At 57.9% G+C, this 18882-nt stretch carries 15 protein-coding genes and 2 pseudogenes; 14 read left to right on the top strand and 3 right to left on the bottom strand.

What is annotated here, in order from left to right; translation table 11 throughout:
* Window positions 1-39: 39 nt before the first annotated feature.
* The 10 genes and pseudogenes from ELY13_RS13500 to epsI form a co-directional block, all read left to right on the top strand.
* Window positions 40-471, top strand: a pseudogene (locus tag ELY13_RS13500) (NAD-dependent epimerase/dehydratase family protein); the annotation flags it as partial.
* 4 nt (window positions 472-475) lie between these two features.
* A complete protein-coding gene (locus tag ELY13_RS13495) occupies window positions 476-1540 on the top strand; it encodes a glycosyltransferase family 4 protein (protein ID WP_126174442.1) in 1065 nt (354 codons plus the stop codon).
* Complete coding sequence (locus ELY13_RS13490) at window positions 1537-2667, top strand: GumK N-terminal domain-containing glycosyltransferase (RefSeq protein WP_126174441.1); 1131 nt, start codon at window positions 1537-1539, stop codon at window positions 2665-2667. The genes ELY13_RS13495 and ELY13_RS13490 overlap by 4 nt, the downstream gene beginning before the upstream one ends.
* A 345-nt stretch (window positions 2668-3012) precedes the next feature.
* Window positions 3013-4152, top strand: coding sequence for an acyltransferase family protein (locus ELY13_RS13485; RefSeq protein WP_126174440.1), 1140 nt, complete (start codon window positions 3013-3015; stop codon window positions 4150-4152).
* Between the two features lie 11 nt (window positions 4153-4163).
* A complete protein-coding gene (locus tag ELY13_RS13480; RefSeq protein ID WP_126174439.1) occupies window positions 4164-5462 on the top strand; it encodes a hypothetical protein in 1299 nt (432 codons plus the stop codon).
* 215 nt (window positions 5463-5677) lie between these two features.
* Entirely contained in the window at window positions 5678-6961 is a 1284-nt protein-coding gene (locus ELY13_RS13475) for an ATP-binding protein (RefSeq protein WP_164549816.1), read from the top strand.
* A complete protein-coding gene (locus ELY13_RS13470; RefSeq protein ID WP_126174437.1) occupies window positions 6961-8334 on the top strand; it encodes a GNVR domain-containing protein in 1374 nt (457 codons plus the stop codon). Before ELY13_RS13475 ends, ELY13_RS13470 begins: the two co-directional genes overlap by 1 nt.
* Window positions 8335-8420: 86 nt before the next feature.
* Entirely contained in the window at window positions 8421-9206 is a 786-nt protein-coding gene (locus tag ELY13_RS13465) for a P-loop NTPase family protein (RefSeq protein ID WP_126174436.1), read from the top strand.
* A gap of 593 nt (window positions 9207-9799) precedes the next feature.
* A complete protein-coding gene (gene xrt / locus ELY13_RS13460; RefSeq protein WP_164549815.1) occupies window positions 9800-10627 on the top strand; it encodes an exosortase in 828 nt (275 codons plus the stop codon).
* Entirely contained in the window at window positions 10627-11346 is a 720-nt protein-coding gene (gene epsI, locus ELY13_RS13455; RefSeq protein ID WP_126174434.1) for an exosortase-associated protein EpsI, V-type, read from the top strand. The genes xrt and epsI overlap by 1 nt, the downstream gene beginning before the upstream one ends.
* On the opposite strand, the gene ELY13_RS13450 is transcribed toward epsI, so the two are convergent.
* Window positions 11321-11563: an XrtV sorting system accessory protein gene (locus tag ELY13_RS13450; RefSeq protein ID WP_126174433.1), complete on the bottom strand. Its 243-nt coding sequence runs from the start codon at window positions 11561-11563 to the stop codon at window positions 11321-11323. The two genes, epsI and ELY13_RS13450, sit on opposite strands and share 26 nt — an antisense overlap.
* Window positions 11564-11625: 62 nt before the next feature.
* Between ELY13_RS13450 and ELY13_RS13445 the strand changes: the two genes are divergently transcribed.
* On the top strand, window positions 11626-12507 hold the full coding sequence (locus ELY13_RS13445; RefSeq protein WP_126174432.1) for a hypothetical protein: 882 nt from the start codon (window positions 11626-11628) through the stop codon (window positions 12505-12507).
* A gap of 834 nt (window positions 12508-13341) precedes the next feature.
* Here ELY13_RS13445 and ELY13_RS13440 read toward each other — a convergent pair.
* Both ELY13_RS13440 and ELY13_RS13435 read right to left on the bottom strand, forming a co-directional pair.
* A complete protein-coding gene (locus tag ELY13_RS13440) occupies window positions 13342-13959 on the bottom strand; it encodes an FxDxF family PEP-CTERM protein (RefSeq protein WP_126174431.1) in 618 nt (205 codons plus the stop codon).
* Window positions 13960-14136: 177 nt separating this feature from the next.
* Complete coding sequence (locus tag ELY13_RS13435; protein WP_126174430.1) at window positions 14137-14934, bottom strand: WecB/TagA/CpsF family glycosyltransferase; 798 nt, start codon at window positions 14932-14934, stop codon at window positions 14137-14139.
* Window positions 14935-15819: 885 nt separating this feature from the next.
* On the opposite strand from ELY13_RS13435, the gene ELY13_RS13430 reads away from it, so the two are divergent.
* The 3 genes and pseudogenes from ELY13_RS13430 to ELY13_RS13415 all read left to right on the top strand — a co-directional run.
* A complete protein-coding gene (locus ELY13_RS13430) occupies window positions 15820-16800 on the top strand; it encodes a phosphoribosyltransferase family protein (protein ID WP_126174429.1) in 981 nt (326 codons plus the stop codon).
* Window positions 16801-17267: 467 nt separating this feature from the next.
* Window positions 17268-18356 carry an acyltransferase family protein gene (locus ELY13_RS13420; protein WP_126174428.1) on the top strand — a complete coding sequence of 363 codons (1089 nt, stop codon included), beginning with the start codon at window positions 17268-17270 and terminating at the stop codon, window positions 18354-18356.
* A 149-nt stretch (window positions 18357-18505) separates the two neighbouring features.
* Window positions 18506-18882: pseudogene (locus ELY13_RS13415) on the top strand (helix-turn-helix domain-containing protein); the annotation flags it as partial.

Raw genomic sequence — 18882 nt, 5'->3', positions numbered from 1 at the left:
CACCCTGTCCTTTGAGAGCTTCCTCAACCTCGCCGCCACGCGCCTATGGCTGAAGTCTTTTGTCAACACGGCCTAGCTCAGATCGGCACGGGTGAAGCCTCACCAGTCGTGAAGCTTGGTAACACCAAACCAAAGCGCGACTACATCTTCGTTGAAGACAGTGCCGCCGGCTTTGTTGCTCTGCTGGAAGGGGTACTCGAGGGCGACGCAGTCGAGTACTTTAATCTTTGCACCGGTGATGAGATGTCGGTGAGCGACCTCGTTGATCTGATGGGTGAGTTGATGGGCGTAGAAGTGACGATTGAGAGTGACCCTTCTCGCTTTAGAAAGATTGATCGCCTTCAGCAGTTAGGTGATCCGACAAAGCTCAAAACTCGGCGGAACTGGACGCCGCAGTGGACGGCACGCCGCGCCGTCGCGACCATCATGCGTGACTTGGGTTACCAAGTCGTCGATTCTTCTACAAAGTAAGTCGATGAAGGTCCTCCAAGTACATAAGGATTTTCAACCGCTTCTAGGCGGCGGAGGCACGGCGCGCCACATCCACGGTCTCGCGCGTGCGCTCGCTGCAAAAGGCTGTGACGTTCGCGTTATTGCTCCGGACGCCGAGGATATAAGCACCCCGTACAAAACGGCTCGAGCAAGCGCCGGTGAACTGGCGCAGCACTTAGACTGGGCTGATGTAGTACATGTTCATGGCGCGCGATCAAGCTATGCTGTTCGAGGAGCTTGGGGTGCATGGCAGCGAAAAAAGCCCTTCTTTTACACGCCACACGCATTTTACACGCCGCACAATAAAGTCAATGCTCTTGCAAAAGCAATTTGGGATCGGACAGCCGAAAAGTTCCTTCTCGAAAAGGGATCTCAGACTATCTTGCTCACCGATGCCTGGTTCGACTGGCTAAAGGATCGCGGCATCTCTGCCAAGAAGACCTCCATCATACCCAATTGCATCACAAGCGCTGATCTCATACGACCCGAAGCTCCCGCATCCTTGCCCGGATCTCCTGCGATCCTATCGGTAGGCCGCTTGGACAAGGTGAAGCGTCTAGATGACGTGATCCGCGCTTTGGCAAATCCAGGACTATCCTCGGGCCACTTGCACATCGTCGGCAAAGGACAGGAACGCGCAGCGCTTGAAGCTCTTGCTAAAGAAAAGGGTGTGGGCGAACGCGTGACATTTCACGGCTTCGTTGATGATGAAGGCGTAGCCGCGATGATGGCTGGCGGACATGTCTTTGTACTGGCGTCGGAGCAGGAAGGCCTGCCGACAGTACTGCTCGAGGCTTTGATGGCGGGCATGCCAATCGTCTGCTCGCGCATTCCAGGCAATCTTGCAATCGCCAACGTCGGTAAGGTTGAGAGTACTTTCGATGTAGGCGATGTAGCCACTTTGGCGAAGCTCTTGGCCGCGTCACTAAGCGCCAGTGTTTCTCCTGCGGCCGTTGACTCCTTGCGTCAGGCGTTCACTTGGGAGCACCGCGCGGACGAGCTGCTCGAACTCTACAGAAGCACCATCAGCGAGAGGAGCGTCCGGTGAGCGACACTGGCAGAAATGTCGTTTTCCTGTCTGCTTTCCACGATTATCGGACAGCCAAACGCGGAAGCATCCAGCAAGTAGCTGATGGTCTCGTGGAATTAGGCTACAATGTTTCCTTCATTTCGACGCGCTACAGCTATCTTTCCAAGATTACGGGCGACTCACGGCTATTTCTCTGGGACAAAGCAAACTGGGTAGAGTCAGTAAATGACATTGACTGTTTTCTGTGGCGCACCTCGGTGCATCCGTTTCAGTCACGAAATAAGGTTATAAATGCGATCAGCGCGCGTCTATATCCCCGTTATTCTGAGTTGCCGAGCCGCCAGTTCGACCGGTTCATTCGCGAGGCAGACTATGTCATTCTTGAATCGAGTGTCGCCGCCATATTCATGCGGCGCATCAAACGGCTGAATCCAGACGTTAAAATTATTTATTACGCAACTGATCGGCTCGACACAGTCGGGGCGCACCCCTTCATTCGAGAACGCCTGGAGGCAGATGTCGACCTGATCCACCACATCTGCCTGCGTTCCCCGAAAATGATGTCCGATTTTCAATGGGCAGCTGGCAAACTCTACCGGGCAGAGTTCGGCATTGACGCAGATGATTTTGCCAGCGTGGGCGCAAATCCATATCGTTCTGGTAGACGCGCGGCAATCTCAGTGGGATCGATGCTTTTCGATCCCACATTCTTCCAGCGAGCCGCAGCTCATTTCCCTGATGTGGATTTCCACGTAATCGGTTGCGGGGCGACATTCGAGGCACCGGCCAATGTGCTTATCCACCCAGAGATGAAATTCGTCGACACGCTCCCTTACGTCAAATACGCCGCGATTGGTGTTGCTCCGTATCGACCTGCCCCCGGTGTCGAGTATCTAGCGGAATCGAGTCTCAAGCTGGCTCAGTACGAATACTTCGCCCTACCCGCTGTGTGCCCATCTTTCGCCGCTGGCGATGTCGCGTCCCGGTTCGGTTATGAACCTAACGATGAGGCATCAATTTGCGAGGCCGTTTCAAGGGCACTCGGAGCAGCTGGTACGTTTGCGCCTCGTACGTTTCTATCTTGGAAGGAAGTTGCCGAGCGGGTTGTGCACCCGGAGCAGCATTCCGGAAGCAAGATAGGGTGAGCTTGGATTGATCTTCTGCAAGCCGTTGGAAATGAGAGTCTTCCGGTAATGTGATCGGTTACGCCAAGGCGGCTGGCCGGGTGGAGACATGGATCCAGTTACAGCAGTGCATGAGGCGATGACCCACGAGAGCGCGCGCCGCGGCTATCGCCGCCGAGAACGGGACATGCTGGGCGAGGCAGAGTAATGATAGCCCACTTGGGCCCTAGCTGTTACGAGAGCTGCCGATGACGCCATTTCGCACCCTGTCCCACATTGAAAGCTGCGTTCCAACCATGGTGCCGACGCCTCTCTCTCTGCTGCGGCCGCGCTCAAGCGCCCTTCGTCAGCACGTAGACGTCGCGAATGCATAAAGACGATGTCATGGGGCTCGTCAGATCACAGGCGAATGTGCCCACTCCATCCGACAGTCTTCCGCGCCATCTTGCTAGCCTGCAATGGCTGCGTGCAATTGCGGCTTTAGCCGTTGTCTACTTTCATGCGGCAATACAGGTAAGGCAGCTAAATCCCGAGATTAAGGTGCCAATCATCGGTGCAATGGGCGTGGACATCTTCTTCGTCCTGAGCGGGTTCATCATGTGGGTGACAACCAGGCACTCACACGTCAGCACGGGAAGGTTCATTGTTAAACGGATAGAGCGCATTGCTCCACTCTACTGGCTACTCAGCATAATTGTGGCGATTTTCGCCCTTTTGATGCCTCACCTGCTTAACTCGACGCGGTTTGATCCCGCCCACCTTCTAGCATCGCTGTTCTTCATTCCTTGGCCAAACCCTGCGGGAGTGCCCGGAACGTCTGAGCATCTCAGTCCTATCCTTATCCCGGGATGGACGCTCAACATGGAGATGATGTTTTACCTCCTGTTCTCCCTGTGCCTGCCGCTCAGGAAAGGGTGGCGCGTTGCCAGCATATCCCTGTTAATTATTGTATTGTACGTTATCGGGCTTATGGGAGCGAAGAATGGCTCCATCGCCGCATTCTATGGTAATACTATAATTCTCGAGTTCTTGATGGGAATTCTTCTAGCGGCTTACTTGATACCGTTCCTGAGCCTTTCGGCACCATGGGCTTGGGGCTTGCTTGCTCTGTCCCTCATCGTTCTAGCTGGCATCGAGGCTGCAGGACTGGATTTGCCGCGTGCCGTGAAATTTGGCGTGCCGGCATTCTTCGCCATTGCCGCAGCGATCAATCTCGAGCGTCTTTCAGCGGTTCCTAATTTTTCGGCGTTGGTCAAATTGGGCGACGCCTCCTACAGCATATACCTAAGCCATATCTTCGTTCTGGCCGGGTTGAGAGTGATCATGGGCTTTCTGGGCATTGGTGTGACACTCTGGACCGCATGCGCCTTCATGGTGGTGGGGATGGCAGCATCGGCTATTCTGGGTCTGTTGATCCATGAATATGTCGAAAAGCCCCTATCGAGATTCAAGGTGCGGATAGGACGTCGCGACAGCAAGTCCGTCGATACGGCACCACAGCACTAGGCTGACGTAGAATGTACGCTCTTCCCGTCGCAACGCCCGTATCCGAATCGCTCCGAACCGAGGCGTGGCGTGCCAAGTATTTCAGGATCTGCCTCTGGATCGTCGCGATCCTGCCTTCGACCTACAATGCTATTCTTGCGATGATTAACGCGCAGGGGGTCCCGACTCCGCGCAGTGCAGCAATCGCTGCCGAAGTGGGAATTCTGTCACTTTGTCTCATAGCATGTTTCTTGGCGGGTGGCCGCAAGCGCGATGTGGCGCCAATCCTGCTGCTCTTCTTTGCTCTGACCCAGATGCTTCTGACATCGTTGATTAACGATACCATCTACCCGGACTTCTTTCGAAACATGGCGATTATTGCTGCCTTCACGGCAGTCGGGTACAGAAGCCCGCCGGAACAGGTCCGGTCAATCTTCCGCGTCATCTCTATCATTGTCTTAGGATTTCTCCTGATAGAGATGATTTACATGCCGCTTTACGTCTCAATCTTCCAACCGGCCGCCTACCTAGAGGCAAGCCGCAATGTGGCGGATTTCAGCCTAAACGATACCGGACTCAGCGCCGGCGCCCTCGGCTATGAGGGGCGGTTTAGCTTCGGCATTTTTTCCGGGCCAAGAACATCGTCGATCTTCCTGGAGCAGGTTTCTCTCCCGGGATTTGCCGCGGTTCTGCTCATCTTCCTGTTGGGAAACTGGCAATCTATAGGCAAGCTTGACAGGTTGCTCCACGTCGCCCTGATGTTGCTTATCGTTCTCAGCAATAATTCCCGTACATCCAGTGCGCTGATGGTCATCAACGCCGTCGGATATCTCGTGTATCCTTATCTTCCCGGCCGCTTAACGGCGGCGATCATGCCGGTCTGCCTCGCAATAGCGTTTATCCTAGTCGGCCCGACGACCGTGACGCTCGGATCAGACGATATGATTGGGCGCCTCTCGGTCACTGTGGCGCAATTGATGAACCTTGACGCTGGCGAGTTCCTAGCAGGATCGCTGCCTCAAGCTTTTCTCTCATACGACAGCGGGTATACCTATCTGATTGTCTCCAGCTCCATTTGGGGTCTGCTCGCATTCTGGATTTACGTTACCTTTGCCCCGGCAGATCGCACGCCAGCACAGCGCAGGGTGCACTGGGGATTGGCTGTCTACGTCTACTGCTGGCTGATGATCGGTGGCACTGCCATCTTCACCATGAAGACGGCCGCTTTGCTCTGGCTGGTAGTCGGCAACATGGTGTTTGCGCTGGGTGAATCTGACAGGAAAAGGCCGACCAAAACCGATCATCGGGATAGCGGTTATGCTGCGGTTTAGTGCTCTCATTCGGCCGCTCACCGATAAGGTACAGGGGCTCGACTTCTGGCTGGAATGACCTACTGGACCATTGGTACGCGCTGGCTCAACTATCCGCTTAGTATTCGGTCTAATGGTGGCGGAAAACTGCAGCAGCGATGTTGTGCAGTGCGGAAGGTTGCCGTACATCAGTCGCGAAGCGGAGGCGCATGGTAAGACTAAATATCCGGAAATGGATGAGCGGACTGGTACGTTGGCTGGAGGGCAGTCGCGCGCCGCGGCGGCTGGACGCCACGTTGCCCCTTGATCATCCCATCCCGCCCGAGGATGCGTCCACATCACCCATTGAACCATCACAACGCGACCTGCCCGACCAAGCCGTCGTGCTCGGTGAGCCTGACAGCCGCCGTGGTCGTGCGAAGGTGGCCCGGATCTTTGATTCGGCGCACCCGGTACGTAACCGAGGCGAGTTGTTCGGTCGGGATCGTGAACTCGACGCCCTGCTGTCAGCGACGCTCGATTTCGGGCAGCACGTGATTATTCATGGTGCGCGCGGCTCAGGTAAGACGTCGCTCGTGCGCGTCTATGGCGATCATGCAGACGAGCAGGGCGCGATTGTAATCTACATGGCATGCGAACCAGGGGTGAGTTTCGCCGAGCTAGTCCGTCCATATCTGCGCGCACTGCCCGCCGCGGCATTGGTGCCCGAAGAGCGCACGCGCTTTCGCGACGGCTTGGACGCGCTACCGGAGAATTTTGGTCCGCGGGCCCTCGTGGATCTGGTCGCGGAGAGGGTGGCAGGGCCTGTGGTGCTGGTCTTTGATGAGTTCGACCGGGTCACGGACCTTCATGTTAAGGCCGAGATGGCGGCTGTCATGAAGCTTCTGTCCGATTCATTGGCAAGCGTGCTGTTTATGCTGGTCGGAATCGCACACAACGTCGCGGACGTGATCGACTGCCATCCATCACTGCGCCGTCACATGCGAGCCGTGTCCTTGGGCCGGATTGAATCGGACAGCGTCAAGGCGCTGATCGACGCCGGCGAAGCGTCCACTGGGCTGACGTTCCAGGATGACGCGCGGGCCGTCATTTTCCGGGCGTCGTGCGGCTCGCCCTTTCATATCCGGATGTTCTGCCACCATGCCGCCATCGCGGCGTTAGGGCGCGGATCGTCAAGCGTGTCGGTCAGCGACGCGCATAAAGGGCTACGTTCCGCGATCGAGCAATGGGCGGCAATGAACAAAGAGGACGCGCACCATTTCGTATCGCTGGTCGAGCGCGAGGAGCTGCTCCCCGAAATTGAGCGGATAGCACACGCGGTCGCACTGGGCGATCGGCTTCCCGTAGATACTGAAAACGTCCATGCTCTGCTTGGCGAGGCCCTAGTGGCTGAGGAGAACGGTAGCGACTCATTCGTCTTCCGGGACAGCATCGCCCCCCAATTCTTGATCGCCTTCGCTATTCTGGCCGAGGCCGCCACCCTGTCAAAATCCCACCGACCGCCTGTGAGGGCCAATTAATGCTGCCACTCTCTGATCTGATCGCCGCATTGAAAACGCGCTGGCGACTTGAACTCTTTGTCCTAATCGCGGTGCTTGCGCTGGTCGGGCTCTGGACCGCACTGTCTCCCAAAGCCTATGTCGCGACCTCGTCGCTCTTGTTCGCCGAGCCGAGCGTGGATCCGGTGCAGGGGACTCAGACCACCGACCAAGATGACGTCAGTGCGTTGCTAAGCACGCAATCCGACGTAATTCAGAGCGTCGCAGTTGCTAGTAACGTAGTTAGCAGCCTTCAGCTCGCCACGCCGGATGTGCTGGCGCGATGGCAGGCCGCGACCGGCGGAACGGGCGACATTAACAGCTGGTACGGTCGCCAGCTATTGGACAATCTGACGATCAGCCCCGACAAGGGGTCGCGCGTGCTGACACTCCAATATGAGTCGACCGATTCCCAGTTCGCGGCGCTGATGGCCAACGCCTTTGCTGCGTCATACTTGGACACGCGGCTAGAGCTGCGCACCGACCCTGCGCGGACCTATTCGCGCTGGTTTCAGGACCGGACCCGCGAGGTTCGGGAGAACCTGCAGCAGGCGCAGGCGCGCCTGACCGCGTTCAAGCGCGAGACCGGCATCGTTGACACCGGGGCTGCCGATGCGGAGGCCGCGCGACTGAGTGAACTGTCGAACCACCTTACCTCGGCTGAGGCGTCGGCGGCCGCGCTCAGTGCGCGGGCCGGCAGCAATCCGGCCGCGTCGTCCGAAGTTCAGTCATCGGCCGTGGTGCAGGGGTTACGCGCCCAGATCGCTAGCAAGGACGCTCAAATCAGCCAGATGAGCACTAGCTTAGGCCCTAACCACCCCGACCTGATCGCGGCTAAGGCCGAGTTAGGTGAGCTGCGCTCCAAGCTGGCCGGCGAGATCGGCAATACTGCCCAATCAGTCCGTATCGCCAGCAGCGCGGCAAGCCGTGCGGAGGCGGAGCTGCGCCAGAAGCTAAATGCGCAGCGCGGGCGGATGCTGAGCTTGGCGGCGAACAATGCTCAGCTCGACGTGCTGCAGCGCGATGTCGATACCGCGCAGGCGGCCTACGATGCGGTGGCGGCACGGTTGCAGACTATGCGGCTGCAGAGCATCGCCCCCGAAGCCGACGTGCGTCAGCTCGATACCGCGACTCCGCCGCTGCTGCCGTCAAGCCCGAATGTGCCGCTTCGGCTGTTACTGGGAGCGGTGCTGGGCGTGCTGCTGGCAGCCGGTGCGGCTCTGGGCCTCGAGGTCTGGCGCCCGCGCGTTCGTACCGCCGACGGCGTTGCCGGCATCAGCGGCGTACCGGTATTGGCCGCGGTCGACCTGTCCAGCTCGCGGGCAGGCGCGCTCCTCACGGGTGCTGCGCGATGAGGCTTCGATCAAGTCGAACCCCCCTAGGGGGCAATGCAGCCACGCGCGGCACCGGCCAACTGCGCGAGCGGCGCCCTCTGGGTGAGGTGCTGAACCTCACCCAAGCGCAGCAGGAAGCCGTGGTCCAGCGCCAGGCCGAAACGGGGCATCTCTTCGGCGAAACGGCCGTAGAACTCGGTTTTGTCAGCAACAACCAAGTGCGCCGCGCCCTCGAGCAACAGCAGGGTTTCTCCGTCTTGAGCGACGGCGACGATCGCATCGACCCACTGGTCGTTACCGCCTTTGATCCCGACGACATTCTGGCCCGCACCGCGCGCAATCTGCGCGGCACCGTAACGTCCGCGATACGCCGCGACGGCAAGCCGGTCCGCAGCGTGGCACTCATTGGCCGTGACACGGAAGCCGAGCTACCGATCTTAGTGGCCAACCTGGCGGTGGCATGCGCACAGACGGGTCTCCCAACGCTGTTGGTCGATGCCGATCTGAACCATCCGCACCATCATGCGTTGTTTCGCGTACCCAACCGCGCTGGCTTGGCGACGTTTCTGGCGGGCAACGAACAAAGTGGGTTGGTGCAGCCTGCCGCGATTGACAGCCTGTCGCTCCTCACTACTGGCCCAGTCGTTCGCAACGCATCCGAATTGCTCGACCGCCAGCGGCTTGCCAACGCGATCGAGCTGTTCGTCGAGGACTTCGGTTTAGTGCTGGTTGATGTAGGTTGCGAGGCAACCGCCGTGGCCGCGACGATGGGGCTCGACGCCGCAATCATCGTAATGCGGCGTGATGTCACCTACACGCACGACCTGCGCCTGCTACTGGGGCAGTTAGAGACCAATGGCCAAACGGTGCTTGGCACCGTGCTCGTCGACTAGGACACGGGCTGCAGAAGCAATTCAATGTTCTCCAGGCAACAGGACTGGACTGCTGCCTCTTGCTCCCGCGGTTCGGCGCGAAGCGCTGCACCGATTAGTTCGTCGTGTCTCGGCCCGCTGGGGCAATAGTCGTTCCAGCGGCCGTGGAACCGGAAGAGCTTGCCCTCCTGTCGGCTCCACAGTCCGGCGTTGTAGAGCAAGGACGTGCCGTAAAGGTGATCAGCGCGACGGTCGCATAATGGCGGCTTCGTAGATCCTTGCCCGTGCCATCATCCGGAACAGTGGTATCGATCACTGGTCACCCCGAAATCTTGGTCGGTGCGCCGATGCAGTTCAATTATGGTCACCTGTTTCTATCCGACGTTCGCTATGTGATTGTGCGGACGGGATTCTGCGCGTAGTAGATGAGATGCCCCCGCCCTGGATTGTTTAGGGGCTGCGTCAACTTGGCCTTGGGCTGGGCACAAGAGGGACTGGCACGTGCACGACGGTGCTGTAACATTGGCGCTGAAAGCAAGGCAATCGAGACCCTTATGATGCCAACACTCAATCCGGCGCTGTCACCGCCTACATCCACCTGGCGCTTCCCGCCCATGGGAGAGGCAATCCTGCTGGGTGGCTTTGCCGCGCTGGCCCTGCCGACCATTTTGCGCTTGGGCCAGCTGAGCTGGTCGACCGAGGCGGGCGCGCACGGGCCAATCGTATTCGCGACCGCTATCTGGCTCGTATGGCGCGAAAGCGATTGTCTGCGTGCAGGCGTGCGCCAGCCACTGTGGCCGGGCGCTCTGCTTCTCCTGATCGCGCTGCCTCTCTATGCCATCGGGCGGATCACCAGCATCCTGATGCTGGAAAGCCTATCGCTCTATCTCATCCTGCTGACGTTGGTGTTTCTGCGCTATGGCGGGGCGGTTCTGCGCCGGCTGTGGTTTCCCTTTGTCTATGCGCTATTTCTGATCACACCACCTGAGAACTGGATTTTTGTCGCTACCCGGCCGCTTAAGATGGCGTTGAGTGAGGTCTCCGTCGATCTGCTCTCGGCGGCTGGGCTGGCGGTGGGCAGCTCGGGGTCAATGATCCAGGTCGGCGGTTACCAGTTGCTGGTCGCGGCAGCTTGTTCGGGGGTCAATTCACTGATTGGTATCGGCGCAATTAGCCTGTTCTACGTCTATTTGCGACACGGCAGCGAGCCGCGCTACGCCTTTGTGCTTCTGCTGTTGCTGCTGCCGATCGCAGTGTTGACCAACCTTCTACGGATCATGGGAATGGTGCTAGCAACGCACTGGTTCGGACCGGGCGTGGTGGAAGGGATCGCACACGACGTGGCGGGGATTGGTACCTTCGCGGTGGCGCTAGCGCTACTATTCGGGATCGACGCGGTCCTGTTTCCACTGTTCCGCCGTTCCGGTTGGGTGCGCGACTAATGGCCAGACAGATGCTTTCCGCAACAACGACCCGTCGCGACGCCCTGCTGGGTGGCGCGATGCTGCTGACCGGGGCGGTTGCCTGGGCGCGGTTACCGAGCCATCCGATTGTCGCGGTCGCGCAAGGTGATGTGAGTGACGCGATCCCGATGCGGGCCGGCCACTGGGGGCCAGCCCCCAGTGGCGACGTGGTGATGCCCCCGCAGGATGAACGAAACGCCGCCGAAGTGTACGAAGAACAGGTTATGCGCAGCTACGTGCGCAGCGAAGACAGTCCTGCGATCATGTTTGTGCTCGCCTACGCTCGCAGCCAGAGCGGCATGCTGATGGTTCACCGACCTGAATCCTGTTACCCTGGAGCGGGATTCACGATTACTGCTGACGAGCCTGTGACAATCCCGCTGGCTCCTGGGGTGACACCGCACGGCCGCTTTCTCAGCACCCAACGCGACGAACGGATTGAGCAGGTGCTCTACTGGACAAGGCTGGGCAACGAGTTTCCCAACAGCTGGGACCAGGAACGTCGCTTTCTCGCGCTGCAGAACCTACGAGGGCTGGCACCTGATGGGGCCTTGATCCGAGTATCGACTATTGACCCCGATGCGGAGGGCGCCAAGGTGCGGCTAACCCGCTTTGCCGCCGCACTTTATGCGGCCTCAGGGGGCGCAGGCCGCGCCATATTGGGCGGCCCGGCTAGCGCTTCAGCGGAAAGGGTTTGAGAACATAGCCAATGTATCCGAACGTCAGCGCCAGTACTATGATCGCGAGCAAGTCGTCACCGCGGTTGCCCAGCCAGTTGGTAAAGGCACACCCAACTGCCGGAGGCAAATACTGCCACAACCGGTCGGTGGGTACATCGTCGGTCGATCGTTGTAGGAACAGTACGATTAGGCCGGCAAAGACAGCAAGCGTAATCCAATCATAAATGGTCTGCATGAGATTCCCCCACCCTTGGACCGTCACCACAATCGGTCCCACTATATGGAACGATAACGGCAATGACTGAACAAGCCTGTACTGGCCCAAGCCTTTACCGGAAAACCGTCTTAAGCGCAATGATGGCACTGCCGCTGATCACCGCTGGTTGCAACGAGGATCAAGCGCCTAGCGGGCAGACGATTGCAACGATCAATGACGACGAGATCACGACCAGTGATATGCAGCTCGAAATGGCAAACCTGCCGCCCGAGCAGCGCAAGCAGGCGCAAAACTTGGTTGTTCAAACGCTAGTCGACCGCAAGATCTTGGCGCAATATGCGCAATCAGAGGGCATGGATCGAAATCCAGACTACGTGCTCCAGTTGCGGCGAATGACTGAACTTCTGCTGGCGGAAAGAGCCGCGCAGCAGATCGCTGCCGGTGCGCGGCAACCAATCACCATCAGCGAAGTCAATCAGTATCTCGATGCAAATCCGGGCATTGCCACGAACCGCCGGATATTAACTTTGGACCAGCTGATGTTTCCGCTGCCGAATGCGGCGGTGGCGGCCGATCTTAAGCTAGCGAAGACGATGAGCGATGTAATTACGACGTTGCAGCGCCACAACATCCAGTTCACGCGCAACGAAGCTAAAGTCGATACCGCCGGTCTGCCCGAAGATCTGAATGGCAAGCTCGATGAGCTGCAGCCAAGCGAACCCCTTATCATCCTAAACAGCCCCAACTCCACCGCCAATGTGATCGTCGACAGCAAATTAATGCCGCTCGACGCCGCCACCGCGGCGGACGTCGCACGCCAGCGGATTAACACACAGCGGACCAACGATGCGGTCCAGCAGCGCGGGCTGGCCCTGCGCCAACAGGCCGAGATCGCCTACGCAAAAGGCTATGCGCCGACTTCTGCGGCCAAGAGTAAACCCGGATCACCTCCGCAGTCGTAGGTCGCGGCGATCGTCGGACGCATGATGTGCACAGTAACCGCTGTTGTGGCTCCAATTTGCGGCCCTGAAGTGGAGCGCCAAGTTTCCGCGCTCGATGGGTGAGGAGACGCTGGTGCTATGACGATGTCGGCTGACTATGTTGGCACCAAGGGTATTCAGCGCGTCGAGGTCTTCAAGGGCGCGGGCAAGCGGTGCGAGTAGTCACCGGAGATCAAAGCCGAGCATCTCCGATAGCTATTCGGCGACAGGTCGTCAGCGCCGTGACTTGCCGGCATTGGCTTGCTCTATCGCAGCTGTTCACACCTAGCGACGGCAGTTGCGCAAAGGACTCAAGAGCTAGGACAGACCTTGCCCTCGGCACTTGAGGAAGCGTCGAAGTTCGTACCGGCAGTAATCGAGCCGTCATCCTCGCGATCCGGTGCCGGAAACAAATCTCCCCCGCCGTTCGCAGCGGCCCTCGCGGGTTGCGGTTGAACTGAAGATGACAAGATCGCGGTAAGGAGCGAGCACGAGGTCAGTACCGGTGCTATCACTACGGTTATCGACGCACCAAAGGCGACGCGATGATTAGGCCTGAGGCAGGCCTACAAATCGCCGATCATCGACCTGCCGCGCTCCAGACTGATTCCTCGGCAAATGCGACTCAATCGCTGCCAAGCCTGGACAGAAAACTAAAACAGCGAACGCGATCTGAGAAGCGCTGAGTGGCAACGCAGCACCTTCGGATGATTACTGCTCGTGCGCGATGTTGCCCTCCGCAAGCCTCATGACACGAAAAAAGGGGCTGCCAGTCGCCTGACAGCCCCTTCCAACTTGACGAAAGTCGCCTTGTTTTCAGGCGAACGCAGCCTTGGTTCCGTAAGAAACCTTGGTCGATTTGCGACGATACCGCATTGTTGCACCAATCCCCATGAAGCCGAGGATCATCATGCCCCAGGTCGCCGGTTCCGGAATCACAGGCGTGAAGCTCATGCTGCCGCCGTACGAACCATTACCGCGAGCAAGGCCGTTCACCGTAATATTGTTGAAACCACTGTTGAGAACAACATCAGAGGCAAAACCAATCTCAACGATGCCTTGCGCGGTCTTTTGGATCGAAGCGGAGATGCCGTTGATCAGGACCGAGGTAAAGTCGATATCAGTGGGACCTTGAAAGCTCGCAGCCACTGTTGTGACCGAGCCGCCGCCGAAACCGTTCGTTGGAAGTTGGAAGTTGAACATGTCCGTGAACATGCCCGCCTCGGTGACTGTATTCCCGAACGATGCCGAAATTGGACCAAAATAGCTCTCGTTGACACCCGACGGCTGCACGATAAAGCTTGCATTAGGAGCGACCGTGTCGGTGCCAGTGATGACACAGCTGCTTGGCGTACAGGTGACATCGGCGTGAGCGGTGGAGGCGCCAAGAACCGTGGCTGCCACGCCGGCCATTATCAAAACAGATTTCCGCATACATATTCCCCTTGTGAGCTAGGCTGCTTTATCGCCTCGATGGCCGCGCTTTTAGCCTCGATGGCCGCACCTTAACGCCTCAATGGTCGCAAGAGTTGCGAGCCCAGAAAAATTTTTATCAGTCAATTAAGGGAAAGTCCATACTGCACTCGCCCCAGGCGGGCAGCATTCAATCGCTCAATCGGCTTTGATCGAATGCACAAGAGGAACTGCCTGGATCGCCCCCTCACGGCGATCCGACCCGAAGATGTAGGCTAGAAAGGCGGCATTGCCGATTATGTAGCGGTGCGCTAGCCGCCGAGGCTCGCGTAGAAGGCGAAAAATCCATTCCAAGCGTAACCGGCGCAACCACAAGGGTGCGCGCCGCGCCGTGCCTGCATAGAAATCGACCAGCGCACCGACGCACATTACCGTCACGCCGAGGCGGTCGAGGTTCTGAGCGACCCACATCTCCTGCCGTGGGTGCCCCATGGCCGCCAGCACGATATCGGCGCCCGATGCCCGGATCCGGGCCAAAAGACTGGTTTCGTCTTCTTCCGTGAAGAAACCGTGCTGCGTGCCAACCACCTCGATATGATCATGCTGCGCCACGATGGCTCTGGCGGCGCGCTCGGCCACTCCCGGTGAACCGCCAAGTAAGAAGACGCGCGTACCGCCGGGAAGTCGGTCTAGCACTTCAGGGACAAAATCGGTGCCGTTTAGATTGGCAGGAAAGGGGCGGCGGTAGAGCCACCGGCTCGCCAAGTCGACGCCAATCCCGTCGTTCAGCACCAAGGCCTGTTGCAGCGCACGCGAGAAGCCGTCGATCTGCCGAGCCGTATTGACGGTATGGGCGTTGGCGAAGCAGATCATATAAGCGCGCCTCATCGCGACCGCCGCAAGGGCGAGCGATAGTGCTTGTTCCTTCTCCAAAACCGCGACGTCGATCTTGCCGATTCGTCGAACGTTGATCGACATATCTATCACTTCGGTCATTGTCGTGTTCTCGGCTGCGATGAGGTCAGGGAAGTGATCGATGACCTACCCATATATCCATGAGAAACCGGATCAAGCCCTTGCCCGCCAGAAGATTGGAAACTCCCGTTCGAGTTTTTCTAAGAACGCTCTGCGGTGAACGATGTGGCACAGCATGAGCCTGATCCGAAATTTGAGCTGAGTGGTATCAGCAGGTTAGTTTGACGGCTTGGCCTGTCGTTGATTCAGGGGTTTCGCCAAAAACTACCGTGGATGAACAATGGGGACTGACACCACTCGCGCTCTTCATGCAACCTGCGATGCCTGCAACGATACTTTTGGTCGGCAGTGACGGCCGAAGGGGATGCGGGAGCAGTGTTTCAGCACTCACCTGGCTTGGGCTTAGCTTGTTTGGCATGGTCCCAATGAACGCGATGGGGTGGGTTTTTATGTCACTTGGGCAGACCGGACGCTGGTTTCGCTGGGGGATGATCACCGCTGTCTACTTCCCAATGGCCTTCCTTATTGCGCTCCCCTACCGCAACTGGCGTCGCCATGGCATATGCAATCACCGTCACCGTGATCGCTCTGCCGTGCATCGCGTCTGCCATACGCCAAACTCCGATGAGCTTTTACAGATTGTGAGAATACTGCGCACATCCTCCGTCGCAGTGCGGCCACACTCCTAGTACTAACCCTAGGGAGACCCGATTTGCCCTTTTACGCTCCGCTGCTTGCCCTTACAGCTGCCTGTGGTGATCACACTAACAGTCTGTGCAACAGCAGTGCCTGAAGGCTTGCTCTTCGATCCCGCCAAAATACCTCGGCGCCAAACCCTGCTGACGCTTATCAAGGTTTAGCGCGATCGCTTCGCCAGATAGACATCTGGCTAACACTGAGGAAGTAATGAACTTTCGCTCAATATCTGATCTGAATGCGGACATTGTCGCCAATCTTCACCGCATCCCGAGCGATGTCGATGTTGTCGTCGGTATCCCCCGGAGCGGCATGCTTCCGGCATCGATAATCGCCTTGGCTCGGAACTTGCCGCTAGCGGAGGTGAGAGGTTTCGCAGAGGGGCGTCTGTTGAGCAGTGGTAGCACTCGCGTCGCGGCGCGATCATCGATTGGGTTCGAGGAGGTCCGTCACGCACTGATCGTTGATGATAGCACCCACACCGGCACTTCGCTGAATGAGGCGCGTGCACTTCTTGCACCGCTCGCAAAGCAGATGAAGCTGACCTTTTGCGCGATCTACTCGGCGCATGCCTCACACCCCGAAGCGGATGTTACTTTCGTGCACCTGCCGCAGCCACGGGTCTTCGAATGGAATGTGATGCACCATGCAGTGCTTTCTCAGGCCTGTGTCGACATCGATGGGGTGCTCTGCCTAGACCCTACGGACGAGCAGAACGACGATGCAGATAGGTATCTGAATTTCCTGCGAGAGGCTACTCCACGGCCTATTCCGAGCCGTCGAATTGCCGCACTCGTCACCAGCAGATTGGAAAAGTACAGGCCTGAGACCGAGGCATGGCTTGCGGCGAAAGGAATTGAGTACGAGAGGCTCGTGATGCTAGATCTGCCGAGCGCAGAGGAGCGCCGCCGGTTAGGAGCCCATGGCACTTTCAAGGGTGAGTACTATCGCAAGAGCAACGCCACCCTGTTCATTGAAAGCGAACTGCGGCAAGCTGAGGAGATCGCAAGGATCAGCGGCAAGCCTGTGCTTTCGATCGAAGGATCCGTGATGTGCTATCCAGGCCTCTCACCGCTTGCGCTTCTCCAGAAGGCACGTAGCGCTCATCCGGGCAAGAAGCTGGTAGGTGTTGCTAAGCGTATGCTCGGCGCCCAACGCTACAAGCGCGCGAGGGCGCTGCTTGGCCCGTGATTGTTGGTTTGCACTGAGAGTTGACCCGGGATTTCCGTCGGGAAAATGACCCGGGCGGATAGTGTGTCCCGCCATGCAGCGATGGGTTAAGCGGTGATTTTTCCTTTCCGCATATGGGTGTTGCGGAGCTTGCTCTGAACCGGAAGCTATCATTGCCGGTCTCGATGATATGACAGTGGTAGGTCAGGCGCCCTACCAGCGCAGGCGGCAGGAAGAATGACTCCAGCACTGATCATTCCGCATCGGTCAAGTTGGTTGCCAAAGCTAGGCCTGTTCGCGCATGGAGGGTTCGAGTGGGCCAGTCCGCATCGTTGATCCATAGTGGTTTTGGCGAAGCTCCTGAATCAACAGCCAAGCCGTTAAGCTAACTTTACTAACCCTACTCACTTTACTGTCGGATCAGACACTTTTCCTAAATATGAGACTGCTACCGCTATACCGGTGGAAAATTGTTGGAGTAGGTTAGCATGATCGATGGTCGATCAGAGATTCGCCCGTTGCTGTCGATCGAAGGGCTGCGCTTCATCTCCAGTGTGGCGATAGTCTACACTCATCTATCGATGTACCCTATGGGAGGACAACCATTAGGCGGCGGCTTAAGAATATTTGTAGACTTGTTTTTTGTGATTTCAGGAATTGTTATTACAACAGCTTATGGATCAAGAGTAGGAACTCTTCCGGAATACGGCCTCTATCTTCAGCGTAGATTTGCTCGCCTGTATCCACTGCATTTCGCTACGATGATGGTGTTCCTTGGTATTGCCGCCTTGGCATGGGCGGGAAAAATCCAAGTCAATAATCCTGACAAATACGATCCTCAGCAATTTCTTTTGTACATGACGCTCACCCAGGCTTGGTTCGGTAACGGAAGCATTGCGTGGAATGCGGTTAGCTGGTCAATCAGCGCTGAACTCGTAGCGTATATTCTATTCCCAGCCCTCCTCTTGATCCTGCGGGGCGGGGCATTCAGAGGCGCCTCTGCCGTCTTCGCTATGCTCGCTGTTGCAGTGCTTCTTGCTCGCCTTCTACTGGATCAAGAGGTTACCCTTCTCGCGTCAAAAGTATCCTGGCTGCGTTGCATTCCGAGTTTCGCGGCAGGGATTTGGCTCGCTCACAACCAAGCTAGTGTGGGAAAGATCGGCGGCACAGCCGGTAGACTTTTATTGTACGGCGGCAGCGGGCTTCTCGTAGGTAAGCTAGCGTTCGATTTGCCAGAGCTTGTCGGATTGATGGCCGTGTGGGGGCTCGTTGCGGGAGCATACGCTTGCGACCTGCATGGAGTGCGAACACTGCCCTCGATTAATGCGATCAGCAGCCAAGGGCGGTTGACCTACTCGCTTTACCTGATCCACCCGATCGTGGGGACTATCTGGATGTCCTTTTTAGCTCCCAAGGTGGGCGGGGTAATTTTCTACAACATGTGGGTAGATGTCGCCGTCGGCTTTGCACTGACCTTCATAATATCACATTTCTCGTTCGTGTATTTTGAAGAGCCGTTCAGGAAACTGCTTGGCAGACCTGTTTTCAGGGCGAGAGATCCTCGCTTAGGTGCGTAAAAGATCGGCGGAATTGCAGGCTCCGGCAGTGAGGTCCCCGGTTTGGTGTCCGGGCTTAGAGCGGATTTCGCCCGACCTGAATCGCGAGGGATTCCCAAGGGGCTGGTTTTCTGATTCAGAATTCCTGCTGCTGAAGGAGGCCAGCAGAAATGGGTCTTCCTCTCTCGATGGATCTGCGCACGCGGGTTCTGGCGGCGGTCGATGCAGGGATGAGTTGCCGTGCGGCGGCAGCGCGGTTCGGTGTTGCGCCTTCAACCGCGATCCGCTGGGAAGCACAGCGCCGCGCGACCGGGAACTTTGAACCCAAGCCGCAAGGCGGGGACACGCGCTCGGCCCGGATCGAGGAATACCGGGAAGAAATCCTGTCCATCTGCCAAGCGCGCAGGGACATTACACTCGACGAGCTTCGCGTCGAACTCGCCGGCCTCGGCCTGGTGGTGGCGAACGCCACGCTGCACCGCTTCTTCGTACGCCATAACATCACGCGCAAAAAAAGACCGGGCACGCGGTCGAGCAGGACCGGCCC

Source organism: Altericroceibacterium xinjiangense (genome assembly GCF_003958635.1).
GTDB lineage: Bacteria > Pseudomonadota > Alphaproteobacteria > Sphingomonadales > Sphingomonadaceae > Altericroceibacterium_A > Altericroceibacterium_A xinjiangense.
Note: the sequence above shows the minus strand (reverse complement) of the source record. Positions and strands in the feature narration are given on the sequence as shown.